Below are 4,835 nucleotides of genomic sequence, written 5' to 3'. Positions count from 1 at the left end.
CCGCCCACGCGGCCCGGCCCCGCCCGGCCGCGGGCCCTGCACCGGCGGGCGTGCCCGGCCACCGGCCCCCCGGGCCGGCGGCCCCCCCGCGACGGCGTCGTGCTGACGGTGGCCGCGTTCGACGTCGTGGACGGCCGGGTGACCGGGATCTGGGTGGTCCGCAACCCGGAGAAGCTCCGCCCGTGGGCCCGCTGAACGACAGCGGCCACCGGTACGGCTGCGGCCACGGCCACCGCCACGGCCACCGCCACGGCCACGGCCACCGCTGCGGCTGCGGCTACTGCCCGGCCGCCTTCATGAACGCCGTCCAGATCCGCCCCGGCAGGTCCGAGTCCGGGGTGTCCGGAGCGGCTCCGCCGACCCCCTCCAGGGACTGCAGCTTCATGTCCTTGAGGTCCGCCCGGAACACCGTGACCGCCGTCGACAGCTGCCCGTTGTAGCCGACGGTCCACCCCGCGGTGCGGTCCGGGGTGGTGCCGGGCTTCGCCGCCAGGCCGGCGCCCGCGCCCGCCACCGCCTGGGCGCTGCCGCCGCGGACGGCGCCCTTGAGGGCGGAGTCCACGTCGGCCGCCACGGCCGCGGGCAGCGCCCGGGCGGCGGTGGGCAGCCGCAGGTCGACGGGCTTGCCGTTGCGGGTGACGCCCGACACGGAGTACGGGTCGGTGTGGCTGCCGCCGGACCCGAAGGCGGCGTAGGCATCGGCGGCGCGGATCGCGCTCGGGGTGGAGTTGCCGACGCCGAAGGCGGGGACCAGCTCGCCCAGGCTCTCGGGGAGCAGGCCGAGGGCCGCCGCGGTCTGCTGCACCTTGTCGAGGCCGACGTCCATGCCGAGCTGCATCAGCGGCCCGTTGACGGACTGTTCGACCGCGTTGCGCAGACTGACCCGGCCCCAGTTCCGCTTGCCGTCGTTGGCGGTCTTGACGATCTTCCCGTCCCGTCCCCAGTACGGCCCCTCCGGGGTCGTCACGTTGACGCCGTTGTCGCCGTCGTACGTCGTGCCGGGCGTCACCGGGGTCCGGCCGCCCTCGCGCCGGCGCTGCACGCCCTGGTCGAGTCCGGCCGCGTACACCAGCGGGGTGAAGGCCGAACCCATCGGCACGGTCGAGGTGTTGGCGTTGTTGAAGCCCTGCTTGCGGTAGTCGGGGCCGCCGTAGAGGGCGACGATCCGCCCGTCCAGGGCGACCGAGGCGGCGCCGACCTTGAGCAGCTTGTCGGCCTCGCGGTTGTCCGGGTCGAGGCCCTTGGTGGCCTCCTGCACGGCCGCGGCCAGGGCGTTGACCTTCGCCTTCTCGAAGGTGGTGCGGATCTGGTAGCCGCCGAGGTCGAACTGGGCCGGGGTGATGTCGCTGTGGCTCTCCACGAAGCCCCTGGACAGGTCGACCAGGTAGCCGATCTGGCCGGCGAGGCCGGCCCCCTTGGGCGGTGTCCGCGGCTCGGGGAACACCGTGTACCGGGCCCGCTCGGCGGCGGAGAGCTTGCCCCCGTCGACCATCCGGTCCAGGATCCAGGACCAGCGCTCCACGGCCCGCTCGTGGTTCTCCGGGCTCACCGCCGGGTCGTACTGCCCGGCGCCCTTCAACAGGGCGGCCAGGAAGGCCCCTTCGCTGGGGTCGAGCTGCGACACGTCCTTGCCGTAGTACGCGGCCGCGGCACGCTCGATGCCGTAACTGCCGCGCCCGAACCAGCTGGTGTTCAGGTAGCCGGCCAGGATGTCCTGCTTGCTCATCCGATGGCCCAGCTTGACCGCGATGACCATCTCGCTGAGCTTGCGGGAGACGTCCTGGCGCTGGTTGAGGTAGATGTTCTTGACGTACTGCTGGGTGATGGTCGATCCGCCCTGGGTGTCGCCGCCGGTGGCCATCTCGTAGACGGCGCGGCCGATGCCGCTGACCGAGACCCCCGGGTCCGAGTAGAAGGTCTCGTTCTCGGCGGAGAGCACCGCCCACTGCACCGACTCGGGCACCTGGCCCAGCGGTACCTCCTGCCGGTTGGTCTCGCCGATCCGGGCCATCTCGGTGCCGTCCGCCCAGTAGTAGACGTTGTTCTGCTGGGTGGCGAAGGCGTTCAGGTCCTCCGGGACGTGGGTGGTGGTGTAGAACCAGCCCGCCAGGCCGGTCAGCACCGCCGTCCCGAGACCGGTCGTCAGGAGCAGCTGCCGCCAGGAGGGGAGCCAGCGCCGGACGCCGCGCCGACCGCGGCGCGGGTAGTCGATCCGCCGCAGCGGACGCCACCTCCGGCAGTCGGTCCGCTCCTCCTCGGCTTCCCCACCCTGCTGTGCGCGCATCCGGTCTCCGATCTCCTGGGGCGGCCCCCTCCACCCCGTCAGATCCGAACCGGCCGTCCTTTGGGGGGCCGAGATCAGTGTGATCATGTTCATATCGGGCCGGGGGAACCGAACCGCACCCGGGCAATCCGGCCCGTCCGCCCCCGCGCCCCCGGCGGCCTACCGCCACAATGTCGCCATGAGGTTGATCCACACCCTGATCGGCGTGCTGCTGCTCCTGCTCGTCGTGGGCAGCATCCTGCGCACCCTGGTCGTCCCCCGCGGGCTCTACTCGGCCCTGGTGTTCCGGCTCTGGGCACTGCTGCGCACCACGCTGCGGCTGTGGGCCACCCCCTTCGGCACCTACCGGGCGCAGGACCGCGCCCTGACCTGGCTCGCCCCGCTGGTGCTGCTCGGCATGCTGACGGTGTGGCTCAGCGGGATGCTGCTCGCCTACACCCTGCTGCTGCACGGCACCTCGGAGCTCAGCTGGTCGATCTCCATCCGGGAGGCCGGCTCCAGCCTCTTCACCCTCGGCTACGCGAGCGGCGAACGCCTCCAGCTGTCCGCGATCGACTTCATGGCCGCCGCCAGCGGCCCGCTGGTGATCGCCCTGCAGATCGCCTACCTGCCCACCCTGTACGCGGCCTACCAGCGGCGCGAGACCGAGGTGACGCTGCTGCAGTCCCGGGCCGGCGAACCCGCCTGGGGCCCGGAACTGCTCGCCCGCCAGTCCCTGGTCGACACCGAGACCGCGCTCCCCCAGCTCTACCGCGACTGGGAGCGGCTGGCCGCCGACATCGGCGAGAGCCACTCCAACTACCCGGTGCTGCTGGCCTTCCGCTCCCCCCAGCCCAACCGCAGCTGGGTGGTCGGGCTGATCGCGGTGATGGACGCCGCCGCCCTCCACCTCTCCCTCTGCCCGCGCTCCGCCCCGCCCGAGGCCCGGCTGGTGATCCGGGCCGGCTTCACCGCCATGCGCGACATCGGCCGGGCGCTGCGGATCGACTTCGACACCGACCCGGACCCGGACACCCCGATCCGCCTCGGCTACGCCGAGTACCTGGGCGCCGTCGCGATGATCACCGCGGCGGGCTTCCCGCGCGAGCGCCCGGTCGAGGACGCCTGGCGGCACTTCCGCGGCTGGCGGGTCAACTACGAGGCCCTGGCCTACGAACTGGCCCGCCGCGGCGACGCCGTCCCCGCCCTGTGGACCGGCCCGCGCGACTTCCGCGCCCCGATCATCCCGCCGGCCCGCCCCACCGACCGCCGCCCGGAGTCCTCGGCGCCGGGCCTGCCGCCGGCCTGAGAGGAAATCCCCAGCGGCTCCGGAAAGGGTCGGCAGTCGGACCGGCTCAGACCGCGACCGGGCCGCCGACGGCCAGCGACCGTTCGGCCGCCGCCAGCACCTCCACCACCCGCAGGCCGAAGTCGGCCCCGCAGGGGTGCGCCTCGCCGGAGGCGGCGGAGGCCAGCAGGGCGTCCACCGCCCGGTGCAGGGCCACCGTCGGTCCCTCGCCGCGCTCGGGCAGCCGGGCCACCCCGTGCTCGCCGCGCAGTTCCATCGCGACGCCGCCGCCCGCGCGCGGGGCGGTCAGGCTCAGCGCCAGCGTGCTGGAGGCGCCGCCGGCGTGCCGGAGCACCAGGTGGACGGTGTCCAGCGGCCCGGCGACGGCCGTGACCTCCGTCGCGTCGCCCAGCACCGGCAGCAGGACGGACAGCGCGTGCGGGCCGACGTCCCACAGCGCGCCCTTGTCCCTGCGCCACGGCGAGGCCGCGTACGGGCTGGTGCTGCCCGGCGCGAACACCGAGCCGAGCCAGTCCGAGCGGCCGGTGAACCAGCCGCCGAGCCCGGCCTGCCGCTCGATCCACGGGATCTGCTCGCCGCCGAAGCGGACGGTGAAGAACACCACCGAGGCGAGGCGGTGGGTGCGCGCCGCCTCGGCCACCGCCCGGGCGTCCGGCACGGTGAACGCGACCGGCTTGTCCAGCAGCAGGTGGCAGCCGGCCTCGGCGGCCCGGACCGCGAGTCCGGCCTGGACGGACGGCGGCAGGGCGATGGAGACGGCGTCCACCTCGGCCAGCAGCCGGTCCAGGTCGCCGTACCCGGGCACGCCGTGCGCGGCGCCCAGCGCCTCGGCGGCCTCCGGGCGGCGGCCCCAGACGCCGGTGAACTCCAGCCCGGGGTGCTCGGCGAGCACGGGTGCGTGCACCCGCTCCGCCCAGGTGCCGGTGCCCAGCAGTCCGATCCGCACGTTGTCTCCGTTCCTCGGTGTGCCGCGCGGGCCGGGCGCGCGGCTGCCGCAGCCGGGCGCGTTCCCGCAGGTCAGCCCCGAGCGTATCGGGCAGGCCGGCTCGCCCGCGGCGGAGCGGACACCGCGGCCGCCATACGGAAGAGCCGACCCGCGGCCAGGCCCCGGGGGGGGGCGGGTGGGGGGGCCCCCCCCGGGGGGGGCGGGGGGGCCGGTCTCGAGGGGGTCGGAGTGGGCGGGGCCGCCCAACGGCAGCTCCATGTGGGTGTGGGCGTCGACGCCGCCCGGGATGACGTAGTGGCCGGTGGCGTCGATGACGG

The 4,835-nt window shown here is 74.8% G+C and carries 3 protein-coding genes and 1 pseudogene; 2 read left to right on the top strand and 2 right to left on the bottom strand.

What is annotated here, in order from left to right:
* Positions 1-195 (top strand): annotated as a pseudogene (locus ACFV8H_RS26840) (hypothetical protein); the annotation flags it as partial.
* 82 nt (positions 196-277) lie between these two features.
* Here the strand turns inward: ACFV8H_RS26840 and ACFV8H_RS26835 are convergent.
* Positions 278-2,284, bottom strand: a complete 2,007-nt coding sequence (locus ACFV8H_RS26835; RefSeq protein ID WP_380404659.1) for a transglycosylase domain-containing protein — start codon at positions 2,282-2,284, stop codon at positions 278-280.
* 178 nt (positions 2,285-2,462) lie between these two features.
* On the opposite strand from ACFV8H_RS26835, the gene ACFV8H_RS26830 reads away from it, so the two are divergent.
* Complete coding sequence (locus ACFV8H_RS26830; RefSeq protein ID WP_380404657.1) at positions 2,463-3,572, top strand: hypothetical protein; 1,110 nt, start codon at positions 2,463-2,465, stop codon at positions 3,570-3,572.
* Positions 3,573-3,618: 46 nt separating this feature from the next.
* On the opposite strand, the gene ACFV8H_RS26825 is transcribed toward ACFV8H_RS26830, so the two are convergent.
* Complete coding sequence (locus ACFV8H_RS26825) at positions 3,619-4,518, bottom strand: Gfo/Idh/MocA family protein (RefSeq protein ID WP_380404654.1); 900 nt, start codon at positions 4,516-4,518, stop codon at positions 3,619-3,621.
* Positions 4,519-4,835 lie beyond the last annotated feature (317 nt).

Source organism: Kitasatospora sp. NPDC059827 (genome assembly GCF_042731675.1).
Taxonomy (GTDB): Bacteria; Actinomycetota; Actinomycetes; order Streptomycetales; family Streptomycetaceae; genus Kitasatospora.
Note: the sequence above shows the minus strand (reverse complement) of the source record. Positions and strands in the feature narration are given on the sequence as shown.